The following is a 24,720-nucleotide window of genomic DNA, read 5'->3' as shown; positions in this document are numbered from 1 at the left end:
TCAGGCCCGCTTCTTGAAAGTGGTGAGCGCCCACAGGTAACCGACGAGGGCAATGCCGACACACCAGGCGACCGCGAGGATCGCGTCACCGCCTGACGGATCACCGGTCAGCAGACCACGCACGGTCTCGATGATCGGGGTGAAGGGCTGATACTCCGCAAACTGCCGCAGACCCACGCCCATGGTCTCCGCGGGCACAAAGGCACTGCTGAAGAACGGCAGCATGACCAGCGGCACAGCGGCCATACCCGCCGTTTCCGGAGACTTCGCGGCCAGCCCCAAGGCGACCGTGAGCCAGCCGGCGGCGAATGCGACCAGTACAACCAAGCCGACGACCCCCAGCCAGTCGGAGAAGCTCGCCGAAGATCTGAATCCCAGAAGGAAGGCCACCCCGACAAGGGCCGCAATGGCGGCCAGGTTGGTCAGCACGCTGGCGATGACGTGACCAGTCAGCACGGCACCACGCGAGACGTCCATGACCTTGAACCGGTTGATGATGCCCTTCGTCATGTCGGAATTCACCGACAGGGCGATCGCGCTCAAGCCGTAACAAACGGCCAGTAGTATCAGGCCCGGCGTCGCGTACTCGATGTAATCGACGCCGACATCGAAGGCCTTGCCGAACATGTGCACGAACATCAGCATGATCACGATCGGCATCAAGACCGCGTTGAAGACCGACGTGGGGTTTCGGGCAATGTGTTTGAAGTTGCGGCGCAACATCACCATCGAATGGGACTTGGTTTTCATTTCGCGACATCCTTCGTGGTGTGGCCCGTCAGGGCGAGGAAAACGTCGTCGAGGTCCGGTGTGTGCACGGAGAACTCTTCGGCACTGAGCGAATACTCATCGAGCCTGTCCAGCACAGCCCGCAGCGATTTCGTCCCGCCATCGCTGGGAACTCGCAAGAGCAACGATTCGTCGTCGCGCGTGGAGTCGCTGAAGAGCGGCGCGGCCGCGTCGAGCTCGGAGACGGAGGTGAACCTGAGCTGGACGTGCGTCCCGGGAAGCTGCCGCTTGAGCTCGTCCGGAGTACCTTGAGCGACCAGCCGGCCCTGGTCGAGCACCGCAATCTGGTCGGCGAGCTGATCGGCTTCCTCGAGGTACTGGGTAGTGAGAAAGATGGTCACACCGCCGGCCACCAGCTCACGAATGATCGTCCACATGGTTCGGCGGCTGCGCGGGTCCAGTCCCGTCGTCGGCTCGTCCAGGAAGATGATCCGAGGGTCGCCGACGAGCGTCATCGCCAGGTCGAGCTTCCGGCGCATACCTCCGGAATAGGTTGACGCCGGCTTCTGCGCCGACTCCACCAGGTCGAAACGCTCCAGCAGCTCGGTAACCATCCGCTTGCCGTCCTTGGCGGACACGGGACTCAGATCCACCATCAGTTGCAGGTTCTCCTGCCCCGTCAGCAGCTCGTCCACCGCCGCGAACTGGCCGGTGACTCCGATCGCCGCGCGTACCGCCTTGGCCTCGGTTGCCACATCGTGACCGGCGACGTGTACCGTCCCACCGTCGGCCTTCGACAACGTGCTCAGCACGTTCACTGTCGTCGTCTTGCCCGCGCCATTCGGGCCGAGCAAGGAGAAGATAGAGCCCCTGCGCACATCGAGATCGATGCCATCGAGGACGGTCTTGTCCCCAAAAGCCTTCCGCAGCCCAGAGACTGCAATCGCTGAATTCGTCATGCAATCAGCGTCGATGCCCCGCCTGACACCCACCTGTCATGCCCCTGACACGGCTGCTGACACGGGCGAGCCACCTCGGCTCGAACTGGAGTAAAACCGTCCTCGATTTCGCGCGCCGCTCCGACGTCACGTGACGGCCGTACGCGCCGCGATTACGGTGTTGCAGGCCGCTTCTCACCCGGGGACGGCGCGAACTCAACCGATATGTCCGGACCGAGGGCTCGGAGGAAGTCGACCGCGTCGAAAGCGGCGCCAGCGGAGACCACGCCCGTGGTTCTTGTCTGCCCGGCCAGACCGCGTCGCACGGCCTCGACCACCAGGGTGCCCGTGACGGCGTAGATGTCCTGGCCGCGAGCGGTCGCCCGTCGCTCGGAGCCGGCTCTACGAACGATCACGTCGACCACGAACGTCTGGTCCGATCGCCCGAGATCGTCCACTGGTTCCGGTGGCGGTGTGCCCGGGTCGGAGATGTCTTTCGCGGCGTCGACAGTCATGTAGGTACGAACCTCCGGTACTGACACGTGGCTGGGGACGGTGACCACGTCCGTCATGGTGAACTCGGCCATCACCGGCCGCCGGCCCAGCGGCGACGGAAACGGCCAGTCCTCCTGCCAGGGCTGCTCGTCGTGGTACTGCAGAGCCCCCTCGGAAAATCGCACGCGACGGCCCCCGCGGCGCTGACGGGACATCTCGCCCGCCAGCCGGGTCCCGGGTGTGGGATGCCACGTGCTGAGCCCGTAGGCGATGTGCGCCTCGTCCGCGTCGGTCCACTCGCCCATCGCCGCAGTCACGAGAAGGTCGCCCAGGCCGCCGTAGAACGCCATCGCCGGTACCACGATCGTGCCTGCTGCCTGGGCCGCCGCCGCGTGGTCGGCGAACATCGCCACGTTCGCCTCGATCTCGGCCGCGACGTCAACGTACGGGATCCGCGCACGCAGAGCTGCCTCGACGACCGGAGCGCCGGTCACGGCGAATGGCCCGGCGCAGTTGACGACCGCCGCGGCACCGGCGAGCGCACGGTCCAGCGAGCCAGGGTCGTCCACCGCCGCCGGCCGCACCTCGACGTCGTCCCAATGGCCGGCATGTGTGTTCAGCCGGCCTGCGTCGCGACCCGAGACGACAGTCGCGAAGCCGCGCCTCAGCAACTCGGCGACCACGAATCGGCAGTGTGACCCGTTGCTCCGTAGACAACTACGGCAGCCGTTGCACTCATGATTCCCCTATCAAGTCCTCGTGAGTTCAGTGTCTTCGTGCGTCCACTGCATAGGAAGGGTCTAAAACGACAACATGCGTACAATTTCGGACATGCACTCCGTGGCTGTCGCCGCTGCCGGCCCCATGCTGCATTTCGAGCTCGCGGTGGCCTACGAGATCTTCGGGAACCCCCCGTTGGAGGTCTCTGAAGGCTGGTACGACGTGAAGATCTGCGGACCGGGCCCGATGCAGGTCGGTCCGTTCACAGTGGAGCCCGACCATGGGCTCGACTACCTAACAGCGGCCGACACGGTGATCGTGCCCGCCAGCGCCAGCGTCGACCATCCACCGCCGGCAATGCTGGTCGACGCCGTCCGCGAAGCGCACGAAGCCGGAGCCCGGGTCGTGTCCCTCTGCACGGGTGCCTTCGTGCTCGGCGCGGCTGGCCTCCTGGATGGCCGCCGGGCAGCCACCCATTGGGCCCACGCGGCCGAGCTGAGCGCCCGCCATCCCCTGGCGATCGTCGACGTTGACGTGCTCTACACCGACAACGGCAGCGTCCTCACCTCCGCCGGGAAGGCCGCCGCGGTGGACCTCTGCCTCCATCTGCTCCAGCTCGACCACGGCACGGCCATTGCCAACTCTGTCGCTCGCCGCCTGGTCATGGCCCCGCACCGAGCGGGCGGACAGGCCCAGTTCGTCGCCACACCGATACAGGCCACCGGCGACCACAAGCTCGCCCACCTCCTGGCTTGGGCGCAGGGGCGGCTGGACCAGCCGATCACCGTGACCGACCTCGCGCGTCAGGCGAACACCAGCCCACGAAACCTCGCACGGCAGTTCCGTTCGGTGACGGGGCAGCCGCCGCTCCAGTGGCTGCTGGCTGAGCGCGTCCGCCGCGCCCAGCAGCTGCTGGAGACCACCGACCAGAGCGTCGACGCGGTAGCCCTGGCCACTGGCATGGGAACCGCCACCACCCTGCGACGCCAGTTCAAGCGGTTCGTCGGCGTCTCCCCTGCGGGCTACCGGCGCTCCTTCCGCGCCACCTCGTGAACGCGCGTCCCGGTGGGCTAGCGCCAACACGAATCGCCCCGCCGACGTGCGTCAGCGGGGCGATTCCATACGTCGGGCTGACAGGATTTGAACCTGCGACCCCTTGACCCCCAGTCAAGTGCGCTACCAAGCTGCGCCACAGCCCGAACAGCCGGCATAGTGCTCGCCGGACCATGCAGAACTCTACACCAGCGTGCAGCGCCATCGCGACGTGCCGGGCCCGGCCGTCACTCCCAGCGGAACAGTCTGGCCGCGGCGAATCCACCGACGACGGCCCAGCCGGCCAGAACCAGCAGATGCAGTGTGCTCGGCCAGTCACCGTGGACCCACGCGTCGGCCATCGCCTCGGTGGCGGCACCGAGCGGTGTGAAGTCGGCGACCGCTCGAGCGCCGTCCGGCATCGTGTCGCCGGGAGTCCACACCCCGGCGAAGAAGAGCATCGGGAAGTAGACGACCATGCCGATCCCGGAGGCAACCCGGCCGTTCTTCGCGACCGCCGCGATGACCAGGCCGAGGCTGAAGCTGGCCACGGTGCTGAGGACGAACGCCAGCGCCAGGCCTGCCGGATTCCCCGGCAGCTCCACGTCGAACAGGACGACCGCCGCCAGCAGGGCGATGATGGAGCCGATCGTCGCGAGTAGCACATTGACGACGAGCTGGCCGGCGAGCAGCATGGCGGGCGAGGCCGGGGTGACAGCCAGCCGCCGCAGCACGCCTGTTTCCCGATAGAGCGCCAGGTAGGCGGGGAGCACCGTGAAGGCGGTGGTGGCGATCGCCAGACCGATCACCACGGGTCCGTAGACGTCGACCGGACGCAAGCCGCCGAGTTCCTCGGCCTCGTCCTGGAATCCCGGCATGCCTGCGCCCAGGGCGATGAGCAGCAAGGCCGGGAAGACGAACGCGAAGAAGACGGCTGCGACGTCACGCAGCATGATCTTCGCCTCAGCCATCGTGATCTTGACGACAGCCCGCCGGCGCCACGCTGCCGGAGCGCTCGCGGGAAAGTGCGGTCCGGATGCTGTGGTGGACATGGGATTCACCTCGTGCTCTCGTGGTCGTCGTGAATAAGCTTCTGGCCCGTCAACGCGACGAACGCGTCCTCAAGGTTGGCCTGCTCGACGCGGACGTCCAGCGGGACGATCTGCTCACCTGCCAGTGCGGTCACCATGAGGGCGACGATGTTTCCTGATCCGGTGACCACTACCTCGTCGCCGTGCCTGGAGACACCGGTGACGTCAGGGATAGCGGTGAGCAGGGCATCGTCGACCGGCGCCGACGGACGAAAGCGGACCCGCTGACCGCGGTCGACGCGCTGGATCAAGCCCGCGGGGGTGTCCGTGGCGACCACCGTGCCGGACTCGATCAGCGCCAATCGATCGCACAACCGTTCCGCCTCGTCCATGAAATGAGTGACGAGAAGAATGGTCACTCCACGGTCGCGCACGCGCTCGATGAGCTCCCACGTGTCCCGGCGAGCCTGCGGATCCAGGCCTGTGGTGAGCTCGTCGAGGATCGCCACTTCGGGGTTGCCGATCAATGCCATGGCGATCGACAGGCGCTGCTTCTGCCCTCCGGACAGCTTGCGGTAGTAGGTCTCCCGCTTGTCCTGTAGGCCGAGCATCTGCAGCAGCTCGTCGCCGTCCGCGGGCTGGCGGTAGAACGAGGCGTACAGGTCCAACGCCTCACGCACTTTGAGCTTCTCCTGCAACGCGCTCTCCTGCAGCTGGACTCCGACCCGCTGGGCCAGCTCGGCCCGATCCCGGCCCGGCTGCAGGCCCAACACGCGCACCTCCCCGGAATCCGGTCGCCGCAGCCCTTCGATGCACTCGACCGTGGTGGTCTTCCCCGCTCCGTTGGGACCGAGAATGCCGAAGATCTCGCCTGGCTCGACGCTGAACGACACGTCGTCGACGGCGATGGTCTCGCCGTATCGCTTGTGGAGTTTCTCCACCTCGATGATGGGCATGGGTTCCTTCCTCCGTGTCCTTGAATGTGGGCAGGGCTTCGCCGCCTGCCGAGCGGTCAACACGAAATTGCAGGTCTAGGGCTTGATAGCGAGGCGTCGGACGAACCGGTACGTGCCGTAGCACGTCGCCGCAGTGATGGCGAGGCACGCCGGGATGACGACCGCCAGGGGTGGGCGGTCCCAGCCGAAACCGTCCTGTGCGACCTGGCCGAAATACGAGACCGAGAGCACAAACTCCACGGCGATGGCGGGCAGAAGCGTGACGAGCAGCATCGCTGTCCCGAGATATCCGCCGAAGCGGTAGTACGTGGCGCCGATCAACCAACCTGTGGCCATGTGCGCAGAGGTCAACAGCGCGTATTGGGCGAGGACAAGGGGGACGTCACCGGGGTCGGCGTACAGGTGCGGCACGGTGTATTCGGGCGACTCCCCGAACCACCCGTAGATCACGTCTTCCACTCCCAGGCCGATAGCCCCGACCACAGCGAATGCCACCGACACGACGGCGATCATGATGCCCACACCGATCGAGAACTCCCTGCGCGTCATGCCGTGGGACACGTAGTTGGGCAACATGCCCGCCCCCACGATGATCGCCATAGCCAGCGGGAAGTACCGCATCGGTTGCAGGCTGTGCTCCCACACACTGCTCCACGACAGATCACCCCAACCGCCGGTCGCGACCTGTAAAGCTCCTATTCCGACGAAGACCACCACGACGATTGGCAGGAACCACAAGCCGCCGACGTAGGCCATCATGACGGTCAGCTGGCGGCCGCACAGCAACCCCCGACGCCAGGTCCGGCCTGGCGTGTCGACCAGCGCGGTCATGTGGGCTCCTCCCTCTCCCTCGTCAGGTGAACGAACAGATCCTGAAGGCCCAGTGATCCGATCTCGAGGCCGGCCGAGCGAGCGCGCGCCTGAGCGTCCTCGGAGATCTTCCCGTAGACGGCCGTGGACTTAGTCCCGCCCAGTTGCTGCTGACTCAGGACGGTCAGCCCCTGCGTTACTTCGTCCACCAGGTGTGCTGGGCCCGTCACCGCCGCGCCGGCTGTGAGGAGGGTGTCGGTCTCCTCATGGGAGACGAGCCGGCCCCGGTCGAGGATCAGGACCTCCTCGAAGAGCCGTCCCACCTCTTCGATCAAGTGGCTGGACATGATGATGGTGCGTGGCTGCTCCATGTAGTCACGGAGGAGCTCGTCGTAGAAGTCGTAGCGCGTGGGCGCATCCAAACCTAGATACGACTCATCGAAAATCGTCACCGACGCTCTGGACGCCAGCCCCACCGTGATGCCCAACGCGGACTGCTGTCCACGCGAAAGCCTCGACACTGTCTTCTTGCGGGGCAGCTGGAACATGTCGAGCAGCCGGTCCGCATACTTCTCGTCCCACGCAGGCCGGAAGACCCGCGCGTCGTTCAGGATGTCTTTGACGGTCGTGCCATCCGGAGCGATACTGCGTTCCCTGATCAGACAGACTTTCTCGGTCACAGCACTGTTCTCGAACGGCTCCGCGCCACCCACGAGAACCTTCCCCTGCCGGACCGGAGCGAACGCGGCCAGCAGCGACAGCAACGTGGTCTTGCCCGACCCGTTGCGGCCGAGCAGCCCGTAGATCTTGCCGCCGCTGAGCGTGAAGGACACGTCGTCGACCGCGACGACATCGCCGAACCTCACAGTGAGGTTTCGCACGTCAATGCCGAGTGTCATGCCGTCCCGCCTCCTCGCCTCGGTCAGGCCGCATCACGGGGTCATCGCCGGCCTGCTCGTCGCCACCTGTCCTGCGGCCGCCGTTCGCGTCTCCGGCATAGGCCTGGATGCGAGCGACGATCTCCGTCAGCGGCACGCCGATCACTCGCGCCTCGTCGACGATGGGATCGACCACCTCGGCGAAGAACCGCTCCCGACGCTCTTTCAGCAACCGCTCCCGGGCATCGGGACTGACGAACATGCCGATGCCACGCCGCTTGTAGATCACCCCTTCGTCGACCAGCTGGGCAAAGCCCTTGGCCGCTGTCGCCGGGTTGATCCGATAGAAGGCCGCGTACTGGTTGGTGGACATGACCTGGTCGTCCGCTCCTAGCTGTCCGCTGAGGATGTCGTTCTTGATGGCTTCCGCGATCTGGTGATAGATGGGGCTCCGGTCGTCGAACATCCGGCACCTCCAGCTCCCTGTCGCGGTCCATAGGTTCATTACTTGACTAATGAACCATAGCACCAATCAACCCAGGCGACAAAGTGCCACCCACGGTTTTGCGCGGTCGCAGGGGCCGAGCCTGGATTGCCGGCCCGGTGAGGTCACATGATGATCACGTCCGAGGCGCGGCATGGCCGACGCCTGTGCCCGGCTCACAGAGTGGCTACGGGTTCGACGCCGTGAAGGTGCGCAGGCTGGGTGACCTGACGGCGGTGCGCTGATATCCGCGGACGACCTAGACTTCGTCCGGCGCCCCGGCCTGCCCGTGATCGTGGTGGGCTAGAACGACGACGCCTTCCTCGGGCACAGAGAACTCAGCGGCGCGAGCGTCGTTCCCGGATCTTCATCGACAGCTCGATGGGGGTGCCCGCGAAGCCGAACTCCTCGCGAAGCCGGCGCTCAATGAACCGGCGGTACGACGACTCCAGGAAACCGCTGGTGAACAGCACGAATCGAGGCGGTTTGATGTCGGCCTGGGTAGCGAAGAGGATCTTGGGCTGTTTCCCGCCGCGGACCGGATGCGGATGCGCCGCCACCAGCTCGCCCAGGAAAGAGTTCAGCTTGCCTGTGGACACCCTGGTGGACCATCCCTCCAGCGCCGTGTCCATGGCCCGCACGAGCCGATCGACGTGCCAGCCGGTGAGCGCGGAGACGTTCACCCGCGGAGCCCAGCGCACCTGAACCAGCTGCCGGTCGATCTCGCGGTCGAGAGACTCGCGGCGTTCCTCGTCCACGAGATCCCATTTGTTGTAGGCCAGCACGACCGCGCGGCCGGACTCCTCGGCCATCGAGATGATCCGCAGGTCCTGCTCCGCCAGTGGCTCGCTCGCGTCGATGAGCACGACGGCGACCTCGGCGCGCTCGAGCGCCGCCGCGGTCCGCAGCGAGGCGAAGTACTCGGCTCCCGACGCCTCACGCACCCGGCGACGGATGCCGGCGGTGTCGATGAACCGCCACTCCCGGTCACCGAGGACCAGAAGCTCGTCGACCGGGTCGACGGTGGTTCCCGCGACCGAGTCCACCACGACCCGGTCCTCGCCGGCCAGCTTGTTGAGCAGACTCGACTTGCCGACGTTGGGCTTGCCGACGAGGGCCACCCGCCGCACCTCGTCGACCTCGTCGAACGACTCGGCAGGAGCATCCGGCACGGCATTCAGGACGGCGTCGAGGAGGTCCCCGCTGCCGCGGCCGTGCAAGGCGGACACCGCGTGCGGCTCACCAAGTCCGAGGTTCCACAGGGCTGCGGCGTCGGCTTCGGCAGACGGGCCGTCGACCTTGTTGGCAGCCAGGATCACCGGCTTACCAGACCGTCGGAGTACGCGGACCACGCCTTCGTCGGTGTCGGTGGCGCCGACGGTGGCGTCGACGACGAAGACCACGACATCGGCAGCTGTGACGGCGACCTCCGCCTGAGCCGTGATCCGGGCCGCCATTCCCTCGCCTTCGGGATCCCAGCCGCCGGTGTCGAGCAGCGTGAACGCGCGCCCGTTCCACACCGCCTCGTAAGCCACCCGGTCCCGGGTGACACCCGGAACGTCCTCCACGACCGCCTCTCGGCGGCCGAGGATCCGGTTCACCAGCGTGGACTTGCCCACGTTGGGCCGGCCGACCACGGCTACCACGGGCAGGGGGCCCTGCGGGACCGGCACCTCGGCCGTCTCGACCGGCTCAGTCACAGCGTCTCTCCTCGTCACGGTCCACCAGCATCGTCACGCGCACGGCTCAGGGCCGTCGTCGTGCCGTCTGGAGGATCTCAGGTCTGCCTCAGGGTCATGGAGCATCGAGTACGCCGCCGCCCGATTGCTGACCAGGGCTTCACGTAGCTGCTCCGTCGCCGCCTCGAGCGCGGATCGGGTCCGTGGCCCGCCGGTAGGCAATGTCACCGGCGCACCGAAGACCACATCCAGCCGTTGGCGCAGCCGGGGCAACCCTGCCAGAGTACGGCCTCGGGCACCCGTCCCGCCAAATATGATTGGAACCACCGGCGCGCCGGAGCGCAGGGCGAACCAGGCCAGGCCGGTGCGCATCTCACTGAAGTCGCCTGCCCCACGGGTGCCCTCGGGAAAGACCACGAGGATCCGGTTGTCCTCCAGGACACCAAGGCCGGCCTCGAGAAGGTCCCTGCCGGGCTCCTCGCGGTCGAGCGGGATCTGTCCGACCCCGCGCAGCACCCAGCCGACCGGACCCTTGAACAGCTCTTTCTTGGCGAGCGTGTGCACCGGTCGTGGGCAGGTCCCCATGAGAAGTGGCGCGTCGATGAAGCCGGCGTGGTTCGGCGCCAGGATCACCGGCCCGGCGCGGGGCACGTTCTCCACGCCGTGCCGCCGCACCGACCAGAGCTTCATCACGACCTGCGCGAGCCGTCGTCCGACGGCGGCGCCGCCGGGACCGGGGACTGTCTCGGTCACGCCCGGACCCCGGTGCGCTTCTCCACCAGCTCCAGTACAGCGCCGACCGTCTCGTCGAGCGACAAGTGGGATGAATCCACGACGTCCACGCCGTCCGCGGCCTCCAGGAACCGCGCGACGGTCGAGTCATCGGCATCACGGCGGACCACCTCGTCCCGGGTGGCGTCCACAGCCGCGGCCGCCGCCGAGCCGTGCAGCTCGTGGGCGCGCCGGGCCAAGCGGGCCTCCTCGCTGGCCGTCAGGAGGACCCGCACCGGAGCGTCCGGCGCGACCACCGTGGTGATGTCCCGGCCCTCGACGACCACGCCGCCCTCAGCGGCCACAGCCTGCTGGCGGGCCACCAGGTCCGCGCGGACGTCGAGGTTGGTCGCGACAGCGCTGACCGCGGCCGAAATCCGGCTTTCCCGGATGGCCCGGGCGACGTCCACCTCGCCTACGCGGATCTCCGGTGCCGCCGGATCCAGGCCTAGGGTCAACGGCACCTCCCCCACCAGGGACGCGACGCGGCCCCGGTCCCTCAGATCGACCCCGTTCTCCAGCATCCACCAGGTCACGGCCCGATACATGGCCCCTGTGTCGAGATATCGCAGATGAAGCGCAGATGCGACGCGACGGGCAACGGTGGATTTGCCGGAACCGGAGGGTCCGTCGATGGCGATCACCAGGCCCCCGGCGGCGTGGCTCGAATGGGAAGACACGTCGAGAAGGGTAGTCCCTCTCCGCTGATCCGTGACGCTCGCCCACACCTTCGCAACCTCAGTGCGGAGTCACGGCACCCGCCAGCCAGACTCGGTCAGTGCGGCACGCAGCGTCTGATCCGTGCCCGGACGCACGTCGATCTCGACCATGCCCACGGGCTGACCGGGACTGTGGTCGATACGGACGTCCTCGACGTTGGCTCCGGCCGCGCCGATGTCGGCGAACAGGCGGGCGAGCTGGCCCGGGCGGTCATCGACGATCACCGACACCGTCACGAAGTCGGTACGGGCCGCACCGTGCTTGCCCGGAAGCCGCGCCCGGCCGTCCACGCCCGAGCGCATCAACTGGTACAGCTGCGCCTGCGCGGTGTCGGGGGCGTCGAGGGCGGCCAGCGTGCGGTCCAGGTCCGCCCGCAGGTTCCGGAGCACGTCGCGGATCGCCGGCGCGTTCGCTGACAGGATCTCTGTCCACAGGGCCGGGTCACCCGCCGCCACTCGGGTGACGTCGGCGATTCCCGGTCCGGCCAGGCGGATCTCATGCGCGGGTGCATCCACCAGCCGGGCCGCCATCAGCACCGCCACCAGATGCGGCGTGTGCGAGACCAGGGCGACGGCGTCGTCGTGATCGGTGATCGACATCGTCACGGGTGCGGCTCCGACCATGCGCGCCACCGCGAGCGCGCGCGTCACCGCCTGCTGGTCGGTATGCTCGTCGGGGCAGATGACCCAGGGCCGGCCCTCGAACAGGTCGGCCAGCGCGGCCCCCGGGCCGGATATCTCACGTCCGGCCATGGGGTGACTGCCGACGTAGCGGCCGGTCGAGCCCATCCGCTCGCGTACCCGGGCCGCGGGCAGGGCCTTGATGCTCGCAACATCCGTGGCGTACTCGGCCGCACCACTGGTCAGCACGTCGGCGACGACGTCCCCCGCCGTCTCCGGAGGGACCGCCACGACGGCCAGCGCCGCGGGCGGGTCGCCGGGTTCCTCCGCGCGGCCGGCGCCTCGCCCGATCGCCTCGCGCAGCACCTCCGCCTTCGAGTCCCGCAGCCGCACGTCGACGCCGGCACGCCGCAGAGCGAGTCCGGCCGACGTACCGAGAAGCCCGGCACCGACCACGAGTACTCCGCCGGTCAGCGCCGCCCGCCCGTTGCCGGTCGGTACGTGCTCGGCGCCGGGCACGGCCTCACTCACCGAGCGTCTCCGGCGAGGTCGTCGCGGAGCACCGTCGTTCCGTGCAGGTATACGTGGCGGACCTCATCGCGCGGCAGAGACGTCTCGACGTGGGCCATCAGCCGGACGACGCGCGGCATCGCACCGTCGATGTCGAGCTCCTGGGCGCACATCAGCGGCACGTCGGTAATGCCGATACCGCGCACGGCCGCCGCCGGAAACGCCGAGCGCAGGTCCGGCGTGGCCGTGAGGAAGATGCTGATGACGTCGTCGGCTCCGAGCCCGTTGCGCCTCAGCACCTCGCGCATCAGCTCCGCGGTGCGTTCCAGGAGGTGGTCGGCCTGGTCGACATCAAGTTGGGTGGCACCGCGCACCGCACGTATCGACACCTTCTCCCCCGTTCGCGCGCCTGTCCTCGCCGCGTCGCTCACCATCGTCCGGTTCTCACTCACGAGACAGCACGGTACCGCTCCGCGGTCTCCTCCACCGCACCCGCTACCGTTTCCGGGGTCCCGGGTGAACGTCGGTCAGAGCCCGACGTCGCGGTACAGGGCCGCCATCTCGTCCGGCGTCAGCTTGCGCACGTTGCCGGGTCGCAGCTCGCCGAGCGCCACCGGGCCGATGTGCGTGCGCACCAGCCGCTGGACCGGATGACCGACCTCTTTCAGAAGTCTCCTGACGACATGTTTCCGTCCTTCGTGCAGGACCACCTCGACCATCACGCGGGTGCCCACACGGTCGACCACCCGGAACGAGTCGACGTGCACGACACCGTCGTCGAGCTCGACACCACCCCGGACGCGTCGGCCGACGCCGGGTGCCACCGGACCCGGAACCTCCGCCAGATAGGTCTTGGGAACCTCGTAGCTCGGATGGGACAGCCGATGCGCCAGATCGCCGTCATTGGTGAGCAGGATCAGCCCTTCGGTGTCGGCGTCGAGCCGCCCGACGTGGAAGAGCCGCTCCTTGCGACCTTCCACGTAGTCGCCGAGATTCGGCCTGCCCTGCGGGTCGGTCATGGTGCTGACCACGCCGCGCGGCTTGTTCAGGGCGAGGTGGACCAGGCCGGCTTCGGCGGTGGCGATTCGCATCCCGTCCACCTTGATGACCGCGCGAGCCGGATCAACCCGCATTCCCTGTGTCCGGACCGTCTTACCGTCGACCTCGACCCGCCCGGCCGCGATCAGGACCTCACACGCGCGCCGGCTGCCGACGCCCGCACCGGCCAGGACTTTCTGCAGCCGTACGCCCTCGTCCTCGTGCTCAGCCATCCTGGGTCCACTCGTCGTCGGCATGGCCGGTGGGCGTGGCTCCGACAGCGGCCGGCTCGTCGCCGGGCATACCTCCGGCCGGGACCCGGACGCTCTCCCGGGAGCCGGCCTCGCCGTCCATGTCGTCCACATCGGGCAGGTATTGCGCCAGCGGCGGCAGCTCGTCCAGCGACGACATTCCGAGCCGCTCGAGGAAGTACGACGACGTCCGGTACAGCGTGGCGCCCGACTCGTGATCCACTCCGGCCTCCTCGACCAGGCTGCGGGTGGTCAGAGTGCGCATCACGCCGTCGCAGTTGACGCCACGGACCGCCGAGACGCGGGCGCGGCTCACCGGCTGCCGGTAGGCCACGACGGCAAGCGTCTCCAGTGCGGCCTGGGTCAGCCTGGCCTGCTGGCCGTCGAGCGCGAATCGCTCTACCACCGCGGCGCAGTTGGCCCGGGTGTAGAACCTCCAGCCGCCGGCGACGCTGCGCAGCTCGAAGCCGCGCCCGGCCCGGGTGTAGTCCTCGGACAACGCCCGCAGCGTTGCCGCGATCTCCTCACGGGGCGTCTCCAGGACCTGGGCGAGTGTCACCTCGTCGATCGGCTCGTCCACCACCATCAGAATCGCCTCGATGGCCGCCGGGACCGACGGCTCACCGGTACCCTCTGCGGGCTGCGCGCCGTTCTCTGTGACCTCGTCTGCATCCATGTCGCCACTCACGTGGGGAACTCTCCCGTACCTTCCATGTCGTCTGCGATCGTCTGCTCGGGAGCGTCGAACTCGTCGCTCACGCCGATCGGAGTGTCGTCGTCGTCATCGCCGGTCCATCGAATCGTCAGGTCGCCCAGCGGTGTCACCTGCTCGAACGCCACCACCCGTTCCCGGTAGAGCTCCAGCAAGGCCAGGAACCGGGCCACCACGTGCGTGGTGGACGGGCAATCGGCCGCGAGCGCCCGGAACGTCACCTGCCGAGACCTGCGCAGCCATTCCACCACCACGGACGCCTGCTCGCGCACGCTCACCCGCGGCTCGTGCAGATGCGCCAGGCCCACGGTGGGCTCCGGCTTGGGTGTGAGCACCCGCGCGGCGAGCATGGCCAGCTCGTGCGGGCCGAGACCGACGATCACCTCGGGCAAGAGGTTGGCGAAGCGCTCCTCCAGCCCCACGGCTCGTGGATACCGCAGCGATTCCTCGGCCATCCGGATGGAGAACAGCCCGGCGATCTCCTTGTAGGCCTTGTACTGCAGCAGCCGCGCGAACAGCAGGTCGCGAGCCTCGAGCAGGGCGAGATCGTCCTCGTCCTCGACTTCTCCGCTGGGTAGCAGCCGCGCCGCCTTCAAGTCCAGCAGGGTCGCCGCGACCAGCAGGAACTGGCTGGCCTCGTCGAGATCCCAGTCCACGTCCTTGATATAGGCGATGAACTCGTCGGTCACCTGATGCAACGCGAGCTCGGTCACGTCGAGCTTGTGCTTGGCGATCAGGTTGAGCAGGAGGTCGAACGGGCCCTCGAAGTTCTCGAGGTGAACCTCGAAGCCTCCGGTGGCATCCTCGCTGCCGGCAGCCGGCTCGGCAAGCTCGACGTCCAGCAGCAGCGCCGGATCGGCGTCGCTGGTCACTTCCACCGGGCCAGAACCTCCCGGGCCAGCTGCTTGTATGCCTTGGCACCTGGCGAAGACGGCGCAAAGCTGGTGATGGGCATGCCCGCGACGGTCGTCTCGGGGAACCGTACGGTGCGGCCCACCACGGTGTGAAAGACCCGCTCGTCGAACGCCTCGATCAGCCGGCTCAGCACTTCCCGGCCGTGCACCGTACGCGAGTCGTACATCGTGGCCAGCAATCCCTCGATCTCGAGTCGTGGGTTGAGACGATCACGGACCTTCTCAATGGTCTCTTGAAGGAGGGCCACGCCGCGCAGCGCGAAGTACTCGCACTCCAGCGGGACGATCACGCCGTCGGCAGCGGTCAACGCGTTCACCGTCAGCAGACCCAGCGACGGCTGGCAATCGATGAGGACGACGTCGTAGTGCGGGATCAGCGGCCGCAGGACGCGACCGAGCGCCTGTTCGCGGCCGACTTCGGTGACCAGCTGAATCTCCGCCGCCGACAGGTCGATGTTGGCCGGCAGCAGATCCATGCCGTTGATGGGGGTCTTCTGCAGGATGTCGGCCGCTTTCAGCCTGTCGTCCATCAGGATGTTGTAGATGGACATCTCAAGATCATGCGGATTCAGTCCGAGCCCCACCGAGAGCGCGCCCTGTGGGTCGAAGTCGACGAGCAGCACCCGGCGGCCGTACTCGGCCAGGGCAGCGCCCAGATTGATGGTGCTGGTGGTCTTGCCAACCCCGCCCTTCTGGTTGCACATCGCCACGATCCGCGCCGGGCCGTGCTTCTCGACCGGCGGCGGGGGCGGGAACTCGACCCGCGGGCGCTGGGTGGGGCCGAGATCGACATCTGGTTCGTCTACCGAGGTGTCAGAGGCGACGCCCTCGAGCGGCAGGACACCGGCCGAAGCGCCGGAGGTCGACGGTGGCACGGGTTTCAGAGCTCCTCGGTCTGGTCAGACGTACCGGTCCTGTGTGAGCCTACTCGCTCCCGGGCGATGCCTCGCGTAGCCGCACCGCAGGTGCCCGGTTCTTTCTGGCGCCCCTATCCCCCAGCCCACCCCCCGGGCCAGCCGCCCCCAAATGATCATGTAAACCATGCTTTCTCGTGCTTCACCAGGTCTGCAGGCATGGTGAAGCACGAGAAAGCATGGTTTACATGATCATTTAGCCGCGGGCGCGGGGGTGGGCCGCGGCGTACACCTCGCGCAGGTGGTCCACCGTCACCAGCGTGTACACCTGGGTGGTGGTGACCGACGCATGGCCGAGCAGTTCCTGTACCACGCGGACGTCCGCGCCACCGTCGAGCAAGTGGGTAGCGAACGAATGCCGCAGCGTATGCGGCGAGACCGTGGTGCCCAGGCCGGCGCGTTCGGCGGCGGAACGCAGAACAGTCCACGCGCTCTGCCGGGAGAGCCGGCCACCACGGGCGTTGAGGAACAACGCCGGCGTTCCCGGTCCGGACCCCAGCAGACCGGGACGGCCGCGCACCGTATACGCCTCCAGGGCCGACGTCGCGTAGGAGCCGACTGGCACGATCCGGGTCTTCCCGCCCTTGCCGCGCAACACCACGGTGCCGGTCTCCAGGTCGACGTCGTCGCGGTCGAGCCCCACCGCTTCGGAAATCCGCGACCCGCAGCCGTAGAGCAGTTCCAGCAGCGCGCGGTCCCGCAGGGCGCGCGGCCCGTCCCCCACGGCGGCCGCCGCCAGCAGCCGCTCCACCTGGTCGAGGGGGATCGCCTTCGGCAACCGGCGTGGCGGGGCCGGCGGCCGGACCGTCCGCGCCGGGTCTACGTCTGTCATGCCTTCCCGGCACAGGAAACGGTGCAGCCCCCGGACAGCGACGACGGTCCGCGCCGCCGAGCTGGCACCGAGGGCCGGGTAGGCGTCGCTCCCCTCGCGGAGATTGCGCAGGAAGGCCATCACGTCGCTCTCCAGCACGTCGGTGGGTTCGACTCTGCCGAGAGCGGCTAGGAACTCGACGTACCGGCGAAGATCGCGGCGATAGGACGCCAACGTGTTGGCCGCCAGGCCCCGCTCGACCGCCAGATGATCGAGATAGGCCCTGACCGCCTTGGCTAGTCCCGTGTGCTCGCTCAGTTGAGCACCTCGTCCAGGTCTGCCGCCTCGAGCTCGTGCGCCTCGGCCACCGGCTCATAGACCACCTGGCCGTCATGGGTGTTCAGGCCGCGGGCGAGCGCGTGATCGCCGCGCATCGCGTCCCGCCAGCCCCGGCTGGCTAGCTCGACCACATACGGCAACGTCACGTTGGTCAGAGCATAGGTCGAGGTCCGCGGTACCGCCCCCGGCATGTTGGCCACGCAGTAGAAGATCGACTCGTGCACGGCGAACGTCGGATTGTCGTGGGTAGTGGGGCGGGAGCTCTCGAAGCACCCGCCCTGGTCGATGGCGATGTCCACGAGCACGCTGCCGGGCCGCATCCTGGCAACCAGCTCGTCGGAGATCAGCCGGGGCGCTTTGGCCCCCGGCACCAGGACCGCGCCGATCACGAGGTCGGCGTCGACCACGGCGTTCTCGATCTCGAAGAGGTTCGACGCGATGGTCTGCGCCCGCCCGCCGTACAGCTCCTCGACGTCGCGCAAGCGCGTCACGTTCTTGTCCAGCACCCAGACGTCGGCCAGCATCCCCATGGCGATGACAGCGGCGTTCATACCGGCCACACCGGCGCCGATGATCACGACCTTCGCCGACCGGGTTCCGGGCACACCGCCGAGGAGGACGCCTCGGCCGCCCTGCGCACGCTCCAGCACGTGCGCGCCCACCTGCGTAGCCATCCGCCCGGCCACCTCGCTCATCGGCGCCAGCAGTGGAAGATGGCCGGAGTCGGACTGCACGGTCTCGTACGCGACGGCGGTGATGCCAGAATCCAGGAGGGCCCTGGTGCACTCCCGCGAGGCGGCGAGGTGGAGGTAGGTGAACAGCACCTGCCCACGCCGCATCCGGTGATACTCCTCGGCCACCGGCTCCTTGACCTTGCAGATCATCTCCGCCTCGGCCCAGACGTCGTCGGCGGTACCGGCGATGCGCGCGCCGGCGGCCCGGTACTCGTCGTCGGGGATCGAGGAGCCGAGGCCTGCTTCCGTCTCCACCACCACGTCGTGGCCATGAGTGATGAGTTCATGCACCCCCGCCGGGGTCATCGCCACCCGGTACTCGTTGTTCTTGACCTCTGCAGGAATACCGACCAGCACGTCTGTCCCCTTCAACTCCCTCGCCCGGCGGCGGTACGCCGCGGACAGTCGAGCCCTCGCGCCGAAGTCTAGAACAGAACTGCCCACCCTGGTCTCGCGATGCGAGAACAGGCTCATCACAAGATCATCAAGGTCGGCCGCGGTCACGCCCCAGCCGTCTCACAGCACACCGGCCCGGCACGGGACACCAGTGCCCTGCGTAGGAAGTATGTTGCCGGACAGAGTCGGTGACAAAGGGCTTTCCACGCAGGACGCTAGGCGTGGCGGGGTGACGCTCCCGCGGGCCACGGCGCGTCTGGGGCGCGCAGCGCGTCGAAACCGCCGTCGTGCCGCGCCGACCAGGCCGCCAGCACACCCAGGCACGACACGGCGTTCTGCACCTTGCCGTCGAGAACGGCGCGGACGAGCTCGGCCAGCGGCACCCACGACACCGGCATGTCTGCCTCCTCGTGCTCACCGTCGAACCGCTCGTCTTCCGGGACAGCCGAGATGCCGCGCGCCAAGAAGACCCGGATCGCCTCGTCGGTCATGCCCGGCGAGCTGAAGACGTCGGCGAGGACGCGCCAGTCTGCCGCACGTACGTGGCCTTCCTCGTACAGCTCGCGGTGGGCGGCATCCAGGGGCGGCTCACCGGGCACGTCGCGAAGGCCCGCGGGTAGTTCGATCAACCGGTGGCCCACCGGGTGCCGGTACTGCGACACGACCAGCACCCGCTCGTCGTCATCTATCGCGACGATGGCGACCGCCCCGGGATGCACGACGACGTCCCGGGTGAACGTTGACCCGTCAACCGAGGATTTGACCACGTCCGTGCGTACGGAGATCACCGCGCCGTCGAAGATCGGGTCCGAGGTCACCACGGGCCAGCGCTCCGGCCGGTCTTCCCATTGTCCGCTCACGGGTCACCACCCTACGCGCGGCCACGGCCGCCGGACGATGTCGGTTCTTCCGCACCGGCGCGGATCCGGACGGGACGACGCAGCACCAGGAACGCCTGCACCGCCGCGAAGGCGACCAGAATCGCCCCGATCAGGCTGGTGACGTGAACAGCGCTGGTGAACGCCGCGCCTGCCTCCCGCATCAGTGCCGTTCCCGCCGTCTCGCCGACATCGGCGGCCACATTGAGCGCGCCGCCCAGTGTCTGGCGCGCCTCGTCCATGCCCGCGGCAGAGATTCCCGGCACACCCGCCAGGCCGGACGCGTAGACGGCGGTGACGATGGTGCCCAGGATGGCGGTGCCCATGGCCGCTCCTACCTCGTATGCCGTCTCGGAGATCGCCGACGCCGCTCCCGCCTTCGACGGTCCGACGGCCGACATGATCGTGTTGTTGGTGATGGTGTTCGCCGCCCCGACCCCCGCGCCGACGAGCGTGAACCCCACCGCGAGCAGCCACACCCCACGGTTGGACGTGTCCGGCAACTGGGTCATCAGCGCGTAGCCGGCGGCCACGCCCAGCAACGCACCGAGCAGCAGCGGGCCGATACCGCCCCGCCGCATCAGGCGGACGACGAACAGGCCGGTGAAGATGGCCAGCGTCAGGCCGGGCACCAGCACGAACGCCGCGCGCATCGGGCTGAGCCCGAGGACGATCTGCAGGTACTGGGTGATGAAGAACAGCGCGCCGATGAAGGCGATCATGGTCAGCATGTTGGTGATGACCGAGACGCTGAATCCGCGGTTGGAGAACAGCTTGATGTCGAGCAGCGGAGCGTCGAGAGTGCGCTGGCGCCGGACGAAGAGCACGCCGAGGAGCACTCCGGCGCTCAAGGAGGCGACGCCGGCCGCTCCCAGGCCGTGCGAGGCGAGCGACTTCATGCCGTAGACCGCCGAGATCATCGCGACCAGGGAGAGACCAGCGCTGACCAGGTCGTAGCGTCCCGGGTTGGGGTCCTTCGACTCGGGCACCAGTGTCGGCGCCAGCACCAGGAAGACGGCCATCACCGGCAGGTTCAGCAGGAAGACCGATCCCCACCAGTAGTGCTCCAGCAACCATCCCCCGACCACCGGCCCGAGCGCGGAACCCACCGAGAACATGGTCGCCCACACAGCGATGGCCGTAGTGCGCTGCCGCTGATCCAGAAAGATGTTACGCAGCAGCGAGAGCGTCGACGGCATCAGAGTGGCTCCCGCGAAGCCCAGCAAAGCGCGTGCGGCGATCAGCATCTCCGGCGACGACGCGTACGCCGCCAGTGCGGACGCGATACCGAAACCCGCCGCACCGGCCAGGAGCAACCGGCGGCGGCCGATGCGGTCGCCGAGCGTTCCCATGGTCACCAGGAGCCCGGCGAGCATGAACGAGTAGATGTCGACGATCCACAGCAGCTGCGGCCCGCTCGGCGCGAGCCCCTCGCTCAGGTGCGGGACCGCGAAGCCGAGGACCGTGTTGTCGATGGAGATGAGCAGGACCGGCAGCACCAGAACGCCCAAGGCGCCCCATTCGCGCCGCCCAGCCCGCTGGCCGGGCTGCCCCTCGGCACATTCGACCGTCATCGCCGGCACACTCCCCTGCTGTGCGGTGCTGGCACAGGGTTCACCGAAACCTGGACCGCACTCGCATGTCGCTCAACCGTCCAGACGGTACACTAAACCGTCCGGACGGTATACTAACACGCATGGCCCGACCCTCTTCGCGCGATCGAATCCTCGATGCCCTCCAGCGGATCCTCATGCAGGAGGGGCTGCACGCCGTGACGCTTGAGTCGGTCGCCGACCACGCCGGTGTCTCCAAGGGCGGCCTGCTCTACCATTTCCCCACCAAGGAAGCCATGCTCGACTCCTTCGTCCAGCGTATGTGCGAGGCCGCCGAGCACGAGTTCCAGGAAGCCGAGCAGGCCGAGGACATCGTCGCCTTCTACCTGCGGGTGTCCGTCCCGGGCAGTTCGGACGCCGCTCTGATGTGGTCCCTGGTCGCCTCCCTGCGCACCAACGACGTCGCGAGCAGCGAGGCCCGCCAGCTCGTCGCCGACATCTTCAGCCGGTGGGAGGACATCCTGCGGCGCAGGATCTCCGACCCGGTCACCGCGGAGATCGTCCGGCTCGTGGGCGACGGCCTCTACTTGCGTGCGCTCGCTGGGTTGTCGGTTCCCGACGACGAGCTTCTGGCCGCCCTCACCGGTCGCCTCGCCAAGCAGGCAAAAGCTGTCACCGCGGGCGAGGCGATGCGCTGACTCGCCAGTCCGGTTCAGTGCGCCGAGCTGCCCGCTACCGGTTCGGGTTCGACGTCCACGGGCAGCCGCATCTCCTGTTGCCGCTGTACCGCCGCGGCGACAAGGCCGGAGAACAGCGGATGGGCCCGGGTGGGACGGGACTTCAGTTCCGGGTGTGCCTGAGTGCCGACGTAATACGGGTGCACGTCGGCCGGCAGTTCGACGAACTCCACCAGGCGCCCGTCCGGAGACGTACCCGAGATCACCAGCCCAGCCGAGGCGAGCTTCTCCCGGTATTGGTTGTTCACCTCGAACCGGTGGCGATGCCGTTCGGACACGCGCGCCGACCCGTAGAGCTCCCGCACGACGGTGCCGTCACTCAAGGTAGCGGCATACGAACCGAGCCGCATGGTGCCGCCGAGGTCGCCGGAACCCGCGACGATCTCCTTCTGGTCCTCCATGGTGGCGATCACCGGCGCAGGCGTGCTGGGATCGAACTCGGTGGAACTGGCTCCGTCCAGCGCAGCCACATTGCGCGCGTACTCGATCACCATGCACTGCAGGCCCAGGCAGAGACCGAGGGTAGGGATTGCCTGCTCACGCGCATACCGGCTGGCGCCGAGCTTGCCCTCGATGCCCCGGATGCCGAAACCGCCCGGGATACACACGGCGTCGACGTCGGACAGATGCTGCGCGGCACCGGCCGGCGTCTCACACTCGTCCGACACGACCCAGCGGATGTTCACACGCGCATCTTCGGCGAATCCGCCGGCGCGCAGCGCCTCGGTCACGGAAAGATAGGCGTCCGGCAGGTCCACGTACTTGCCCACCAGCGCCACCGTGACCTCATACTTCGGGTGGTGGACCCGGCGGAGCAGGTTCTCCCACGCCGACCAGTCCACGTCCCGGAACGAGAGGCCCAGCCGACGCACCAGGTAGGCATCCAGTCCCTCGGAGTGCAGGACCTTCGGGATGTCGTAGATGGACGGAGCGTCGACGGCCGCTACCACGGCCTCGGGGTCGACGTCGCACATCAGCGAGATCTTCTGCTTCACGCCCTCGGGGATGTGCCGGTCCGACCGGCACACGATGGCATCCGGGGTGATGCCCACCTGCCGCAGCGCCGCCACCGAGTGCTGGGTCGGCTTGGTCTTCAGCTCGCCCGAGGGTGCCAGGTACGGCACGAGGGACACGTGCAGGAAGAAGCAGCAATCGCGGCCGACGTCGTGCCGGACCTGCCGCGCGGCCTCCAGGAACGGCAGCGACTCGATGTCACCGACGGTTCCGCCGACCTCGTGGATCACCACGTCGACGTCGGGACCGCCCATGGCGAGCATGCGGTCCTTGATCTCGTTGGTGATATGTGGGATCACCTGGACGGTGTCACCGAGATACTCGCCCCGGCGCTCCTTGGCGATCACATCCGAGTAGACCTGCCCGGTGGTGACGTTGGCGATCCTGGTGAGGTCCCGATCCAGGAACCGCTCATAATGCCCGATATCCAGATCCGTCTCCGCACCGTCCTCGGTGACGAAGACCTCTCCATGCTGAAACGGGTTCATGGTTCCCGGATCGACATTGAGGTACGGATCGAGCTTCTGCATCGTGACGGTCAGGCCGCGCGCCGAGAGAAGATTCCCGAGCGACGACGCCGTCAGGCCCTTCCCCAGGGAGGACGCGACGCCCCCAGTGACGAAGACGTGTTTTGTTGGCTTCATTCCCACGGGCCTCCAGCCTAACAGTCACTTGGCTGGTTCATACCCAACTCGCCGAGGGACGCGCCGCTAATCCCGCGCGGTGTCGCCTTCGCCGCCCTCCCCGTCGATGCCCGCCCCATCGTTCATCGCCCCGTCGATCATCGCGCGCCGCGCCGTGGACAAGGCCGGATCGTGGAGATCGAGCACGTGCACACTTCCGCGTTCGCGGAACCCCGTCCTGCGCAGAAGGGTCGCCCAGCGTGCCGCTGTGATCGCAGCGGCCTCGGCATCGTGAACGTCCGACGGCGCGGCTGCCGACTCCTGCGCGATCGCCAGCCGAGCGGACGGGACGAACGCGCTCAGCGCCGACGCCAGCAACGTCGCGCCTGCGGACAAGCCGCGCCAGCCCGGCGCCACCTCGAGCTGCCTGACCACCACGATCCGTTCCGGACCGGGTGTGACCCAGTCGAGATCCGGCGGCAGTGTTCCCGCCTCCGCAGCGTGTGCCTCGTTCAGGAAGGCGAGGGCCCACTCGCTCAATGCCATGGTGTCCAGCGCGTGGGGTTCGCGCCCAAGTGCCGCCACGGTGAGCGACAGATCGCCGACGTGCCGGTCTCCGGGAGGATGCGCGCTCAACGCCCAGATGTCCGCCGAGACGTGCCAGTCTTCCGGCGCCGGACTGTGTTCGTCGCCGTGCCACCAGAGCCGTCTCTGCGCGATCGTGAGTTCGATCGTCATGGGATTCGCGGGAAATCTGTCCGACACGGTTCGCCCACTTTCCGTCTGGTCGATGATGCGCCCGTCGCCGCCAGATCGCGGGTTCGCGTCCGGTGGCGTCCGGGGCACGGCAGTATGCGCTGGTCGTGCGTCATCGCCCGCAGAACATGAACGCCGACGAGCCGGTCTGACGGTCCGCGGGGTGGCTACCCTCCACACCGGGACAACGGGTAGGTTTCATGGTAGTTCTGGCTGACCAGCGCCGACGCGGGAATGCGTCCGCCCGCACCCCACCGGAGCACTCCGCGGACCGCCGTCCTCATGCTCAGCCTCCCATCGGGCCGCCCCTAGCTTGAACGACATGGGCGTTCCGGATTTTGATCCCGAAGGAGGCGGACCAGAGTACCTGTACAACAGGCTGGTCGCTCACATCGAAGAACTCATCAGGACCAACGAGCTGAAGACGGGCACCCGACTGCCGGGTGAACGTGATTTTGCCAAGCAGTTCGGCGTGTCGATTGGCACGGCCCGCCGGGCTACCCAGATTCTCCGCGAACGTGGGCTGATCGCCACACTTCCCGCGAAAGGGCACTACATCGCGGCTCCGCCGCCGGAGAACTCGGCCGTCGATGTCGGCGTCGACGAGGAGCAGTACTAGGCCGGGCGATCGTCGTCCGGCCTGACCTCGCTACCGGTACGTACCAGGGCGCCGACTG

Annotated in this window: 24 protein-coding genes, 1 tRNA gene and 2 pseudogenes; 3 read left to right on the top strand and 24 right to left on the bottom strand. The window is 67.9% G+C overall.

The window, feature by feature from the left end; translation table 11 throughout:
- The 3 genes and pseudogenes from G1H11_RS23975 to G1H11_RS23965 all read right to left on the bottom strand — a co-directional run bounded on the left by G1H11_RS23975 (window position 1) and on the right by G1H11_RS23965 (window position 2,901).
- Entirely contained in the window at window positions 1-750 is a 750-nt protein-coding gene (locus tag G1H11_RS23975; RefSeq protein WP_163821145.1) for an ABC transporter permease, read from the bottom strand.
- Window positions 747-1,688: an ATP-binding cassette domain-containing protein gene (locus tag G1H11_RS23970; RefSeq protein ID WP_163821144.1), complete on the bottom strand. Its 942-nt coding sequence runs from the start codon at window positions 1,686-1,688 to the stop codon at window positions 747-749. Before G1H11_RS23970 ends, G1H11_RS23975 begins: the two co-directional genes overlap by 4 nt.
- Before the next feature lie 152 nt (window positions 1,689-1,840).
- Window positions 1,841-2,901, bottom strand: a pseudogene (locus G1H11_RS23965) (saccharopine dehydrogenase NADP-binding domain-containing protein).
- A gap of 74 nt (window positions 2,902-2,975) precedes the next feature.
- Here G1H11_RS23965 and G1H11_RS23960 point away from each other — a divergent pair.
- Window positions 2,976-3,935, top strand: a complete 960-nt coding sequence (locus G1H11_RS23960) for a helix-turn-helix domain-containing protein (protein ID WP_425501276.1) — start codon at window positions 2,976-2,978, stop codon at window positions 3,933-3,935.
- A gap of 72 nt (window positions 3,936-4,007) precedes the next feature.
- Here the strand turns inward: G1H11_RS23960 and G1H11_RS23955 are convergent.
- The 19 genes and pseudogenes from G1H11_RS23955 to G1H11_RS23865 form a co-directional block, all read right to left on the bottom strand.
- Window positions 4,008-4,081: transfer RNA gene (locus tag G1H11_RS23955), tRNA-Pro, on the bottom strand.
- 81 nt (window positions 4,082-4,162) lie between these two features.
- On the bottom strand, window positions 4,163-4,966 hold the full coding sequence (locus G1H11_RS23950; protein ID WP_163821142.1) for an ABC transporter permease: 804 nt from the start codon (window positions 4,964-4,966) through the stop codon (window positions 4,163-4,165).
- A gap of 5 nt (window positions 4,967-4,971) precedes the next feature.
- Entirely contained in the window at window positions 4,972-5,901 is a 930-nt protein-coding gene (locus G1H11_RS23945) for an ABC transporter ATP-binding protein (protein ID WP_163821141.1), read from the bottom strand.
- A gap of 75 nt (window positions 5,902-5,976) precedes the next feature.
- Window positions 5,977-6,732, bottom strand: a complete 756-nt coding sequence (locus G1H11_RS23940) for a hypothetical protein (protein WP_163821140.1) — start codon at window positions 6,730-6,732, stop codon at window positions 5,977-5,979.
- Window positions 6,729-7,610, bottom strand: a complete 882-nt coding sequence (locus tag G1H11_RS23935; RefSeq protein ID WP_163821139.1) for an ATP-binding cassette domain-containing protein — start codon at window positions 7,608-7,610, stop codon at window positions 6,729-6,731. The genes G1H11_RS23940 and G1H11_RS23935 overlap by 4 nt, the downstream gene beginning before the upstream one ends.
- 103 nt (window positions 7,611-7,713) lie before the next feature.
- Window positions 7,714-8,055 (bottom strand): annotated as a pseudogene (locus G1H11_RS23930) (GntR family transcriptional regulator); the annotation flags it as partial.
- A gap of 356 nt (window positions 8,056-8,411) precedes the next feature.
- The gene (der, locus tag G1H11_RS23925; RefSeq protein ID WP_343074917.1) at window positions 8,412-9,773 is read right to left on the bottom strand and encodes a ribosome biogenesis GTPase Der; all 1,362 of its coding nucleotides are present in this window, start codon (window positions 9,771-9,773) and stop codon (window positions 8,412-8,414) included.
- 33 nt (window positions 9,774-9,806) lie between these two features.
- Window positions 9,807-10,505 carry a lysophospholipid acyltransferase family protein gene (locus G1H11_RS23920; RefSeq protein WP_216844094.1) on the bottom strand — a complete coding sequence of 233 codons (699 nt, stop codon included), beginning with the start codon at window positions 10,503-10,505 and terminating at the stop codon, window positions 9,807-9,809.
- Entirely contained in the window at window positions 10,502-11,203 is a 702-nt protein-coding gene (gene cmk / locus G1H11_RS23915) for a (d)CMP kinase (RefSeq protein ID WP_163821136.1), read from the bottom strand. The genes G1H11_RS23920 and cmk overlap by 4 nt, the downstream gene beginning before the upstream one ends.
- 69 nt (window positions 11,204-11,272) lie before the next feature.
- Complete coding sequence (locus G1H11_RS23910; protein ID WP_216844093.1) at window positions 11,273-12,394, bottom strand: prephenate dehydrogenase; 1,122 nt, start codon at window positions 12,392-12,394, stop codon at window positions 11,273-11,275.
- Window positions 12,391-12,762 carry a chorismate mutase gene (gene aroH / locus G1H11_RS23905; RefSeq protein WP_163821176.1) on the bottom strand — a complete coding sequence of 124 codons (372 nt, stop codon included), beginning with the start codon at window positions 12,760-12,762 and terminating at the stop codon, window positions 12,391-12,393. Before aroH ends, G1H11_RS23910 begins: the two co-directional genes overlap by 4 nt.
- Before the next feature lie 138 nt (window positions 12,763-12,900).
- A complete protein-coding gene (locus tag G1H11_RS23900; protein ID WP_163821135.1) occupies window positions 12,901-13,644 on the bottom strand; it encodes a pseudouridine synthase in 744 nt (247 codons plus the stop codon).
- On the bottom strand, window positions 13,637-14,338 hold the full coding sequence (gene scpB, locus G1H11_RS23895) for an SMC-Scp complex subunit ScpB (protein WP_163821175.1): 702 nt from the start codon (window positions 14,336-14,338) through the stop codon (window positions 13,637-13,639). The genes G1H11_RS23900 and scpB overlap by 8 nt, the downstream gene beginning before the upstream one ends.
- 8 nt (window positions 14,339-14,346) lie before the next feature.
- Entirely contained in the window at window positions 14,347-15,246 is a 900-nt protein-coding gene (locus tag G1H11_RS23890) for a segregation and condensation protein A (protein ID WP_425501277.1), read from the bottom strand.
- Complete coding sequence (locus G1H11_RS23885; RefSeq protein WP_246211800.1) at window positions 15,243-16,127, bottom strand: ParA family protein; 885 nt, start codon at window positions 16,125-16,127, stop codon at window positions 15,243-15,245. Before G1H11_RS23885 ends, G1H11_RS23890 begins: the two co-directional genes overlap by 4 nt.
- A 271-nt stretch (window positions 16,128-16,398) precedes the next feature.
- Window positions 16,399-17,331: a site-specific tyrosine recombinase XerD gene (gene xerD / locus G1H11_RS23880; protein WP_163821171.1), complete on the bottom strand. Its 933-nt coding sequence runs from the start codon at window positions 17,329-17,331 to the stop codon at window positions 16,399-16,401.
- Window positions 17,328-18,443: an alanine dehydrogenase gene (ald, locus tag G1H11_RS23875; protein WP_163821172.1), complete on the bottom strand. Its 1,116-nt coding sequence runs from the start codon at window positions 18,441-18,443 to the stop codon at window positions 17,328-17,330. The genes xerD and ald overlap by 4 nt, the downstream gene beginning before the upstream one ends.
- 254 nt (window positions 18,444-18,697) lie before the next feature.
- The gene (locus G1H11_RS23870) at window positions 18,698-19,342 is read right to left on the bottom strand and encodes an NUDIX domain-containing protein (RefSeq protein ID WP_163821134.1); all 645 of its coding nucleotides are present in this window, start codon (window positions 19,340-19,342) and stop codon (window positions 18,698-18,700) included.
- An 11-nt stretch (window positions 19,343-19,353) separates the two neighbouring features.
- Window positions 19,354-20,934: an MFS transporter gene (locus tag G1H11_RS23865; RefSeq protein WP_163821133.1), complete on the bottom strand. Its 1,581-nt coding sequence runs from the start codon at window positions 20,932-20,934 to the stop codon at window positions 19,354-19,356.
- Window positions 20,935-21,056: 122 nt separating this feature from the next.
- On the opposite strand from G1H11_RS23865, the gene G1H11_RS23860 reads away from it, so the two are divergent.
- Window positions 21,057-21,611 (top strand): TetR/AcrR family transcriptional regulator, encoded by a 555-nt coding sequence (locus tag G1H11_RS23860; protein ID WP_163821132.1) that lies wholly within the window; start codon window positions 21,057-21,059, stop codon window positions 21,609-21,611.
- 14 nt (window positions 21,612-21,625) lie between these two features.
- Here the strand turns inward: G1H11_RS23860 and pyrG are convergent, their stop codons facing one another.
- Window positions 21,626-23,308: a CTP synthase gene (gene pyrG / locus G1H11_RS23855; protein WP_163821170.1), complete on the bottom strand. Its 1,683-nt coding sequence runs from the start codon at window positions 23,306-23,308 to the stop codon at window positions 21,626-21,628.
- A 66-nt stretch (window positions 23,309-23,374) separates the two neighbouring features.
- Entirely contained in the window at window positions 23,375-24,025 is a 651-nt protein-coding gene (locus G1H11_RS23850; protein ID WP_163821131.1) for a hypothetical protein, read from the bottom strand.
- Window positions 24,026-24,365: 340 nt separating this feature from the next.
- On the opposite strand from G1H11_RS23850, the gene G1H11_RS23845 reads away from it, so the two are divergent.
- Window positions 24,366-24,662: a winged helix-turn-helix domain-containing protein gene (locus G1H11_RS23845; RefSeq protein WP_163821130.1), complete on the top strand. Its 297-nt coding sequence runs from the start codon at window positions 24,366-24,368 to the stop codon at window positions 24,660-24,662.
- Window positions 24,663-24,720: the final 58 nt, after the last annotated feature.

Source organism: Phytoactinopolyspora alkaliphila, from assembly GCF_010550695.1.
GTDB lineage: Bacteria > Actinomycetota > Actinomycetes > Jiangellales > Jiangellaceae > Phytoactinopolyspora > Phytoactinopolyspora alkaliphila.
Note: the sequence above shows the minus strand (reverse complement) of the source record. Positions and strands in the feature narration are given on the sequence as shown.

Excerpts from the sequence above, each read along its gene's own strand:
- G1H11_RS23850 (WP_163821131.1), bottom strand. The coding sequence starts at position 24,025 with ATGACGATCGAACTCACGATCGCGCAGAGACGGCTCTGGTGGCACGGC.
- G1H11_RS23940 (WP_163821140.1), bottom strand. The coding sequence starts at position 6,732 with ATGACCGCGCTGGTCGACACGCCAGGCCGGACCTGGCGTCGGGGGTTG.
- G1H11_RS23900 (WP_163821135.1), bottom strand. The coding sequence starts at position 13,644 with ATGGCTGAGCACGAGGACGAGGGCGTACGGCTGCAGAAAGTCCTGGCC.
- pyrG (WP_163821170.1), bottom strand. The coding sequence starts at position 23,308 with ATGAAGCCAACAAAACACGTCTTCGTCACTGGGGGCGTCGCGTCCTCC.
- scpB (WP_163821175.1), bottom strand. The coding sequence starts at position 14,338 with ATGGATGCAGACGAGGTCACAGAGAACGGCGCGCAGCCCGCAGAGGGT.
- G1H11_RS23970 (WP_163821144.1), bottom strand. The coding sequence starts at position 1,688 with ATGACGAATTCAGCGATTGCAGTCTCTGGGCTGCGGAAGGCTTTTGGG.
- G1H11_RS23950 (WP_163821142.1), bottom strand. The coding sequence starts at position 4,966 with ATGTCCACCACAGCATCCGGACCGCACTTTCCCGCGAGCGCTCCGGCA.
- G1H11_RS23975 (WP_163821145.1), bottom strand. The coding sequence starts at position 750 with ATGAAAACCAAGTCCCATTCGATGGTGATGTTGCGCCGCAACTTCAAA.
- G1H11_RS23935 (WP_163821139.1), bottom strand. The coding sequence starts at position 7,610 with ATGACACTCGGCATTGACGTGCGAAACCTCACTGTGAGGTTCGGCGAT.
- G1H11_RS23865 (WP_163821133.1), bottom strand. The coding sequence starts at position 20,934 with ATGACGGTCGAATGTGCCGAGGGGCAGCCCGGCCAGCGGGCTGGGCGG.
- G1H11_RS23860 (WP_163821132.1), top strand. The coding sequence starts at position 21,057 with ATGGCCCGACCCTCTTCGCGCGATCGAATCCTCGATGCCCTCCAGCGG.
- G1H11_RS23945 (WP_163821141.1), bottom strand. The coding sequence starts at position 5,901 with ATGCCCATCATCGAGGTGGAGAAACTCCACAAGCGATACGGCGAGACC.
- G1H11_RS23845 (WP_163821130.1), top strand. The coding sequence starts at position 24,366 with ATGGGCGTTCCGGATTTTGATCCCGAAGGAGGCGGACCAGAGTACCTG.
- G1H11_RS23960 (WP_425501276.1), top strand. The coding sequence starts at position 2,976 with ATGCGTACAATTTCGGACATGCACTCCGTGGCTGTCGCCGCTGCCGGC.